Raw genomic sequence first — 527 nt, 5'->3', positions numbered from 1 at the left:
TCTTTCGGCAACGCTTTGCGGAGCCAGAGTTGATTGGTTAAGCTAATCAGCTCAAACAAAGAAAAGAGATAACTCTCTTTTTTTTGTTATAGAAAGAACTGGGTAGCCGAGTTTCAGGATGCGGGCATCGTATAATGGCTATTACCTCAGCCTTCCAAGCTGATGATGCGGGTTCGATTCCCGCTGCCCGCTCCAGACGTGCTGATATGGCTCAGTTGGTAGAGCGCACCCTTGGTAAGGGTGAGGTCCCCAGTTCGACTCTGGGTATCAGCACCACTTCTTTATCTCTCCTTCCCTGTTTCTCTCTATTCTATTGCATTCAACAAGTCGGGCATGTTGCCTGGTTGATGTGGTGATATCACCGATTTATCCGTGTCTTAGAGGGACAATCGATGTCTAAAGAAAAGTTTGAACGTACAAAACCGCACGTTAACGTCGGTACTATCGGCCACGTTGACCATGGTAAAACAACGCTGACTGCTGCAATCACTACCGTTCTGGCTAAAACCTACGGTGGTTCTGCGCGC

The 527-nt window shown here is 48.0% G+C and carries 1 protein-coding gene and 2 tRNA genes; all 3 read left to right on the top strand.

Going from position 1 to position 527, the window contains the following annotated elements:
- The first annotated feature begins 120 nt into the window (after window positions 1-120).
- A tRNA-Gly gene (locus RTE01_RS26110) sits at window positions 121-195 on the top strand.
- A gap of 5 nt (window positions 196-200) precedes the next feature.
- A tRNA-Thr gene (locus RTE01_RS26105) sits at window positions 201-276 on the top strand.
- A gap of 116 nt (window positions 277-392) precedes the next feature.
- A partial coding sequence (locus RTE01_RS26100) for a GTP-binding protein (protein ID WP_009484166.1) occupies window positions 393-527 on the top strand: 135 nt, incomplete at its 3' end.

The organism is Klebsiella terrigena, from assembly GCF_006539725.1.
GTDB classification, from domain to species: Bacteria; Pseudomonadota; Gammaproteobacteria; order Enterobacterales; family Enterobacteriaceae; genus Klebsiella; species Klebsiella terrigena.
This window is presented reverse-complemented; position numbering and strand designations above follow the sequence as displayed.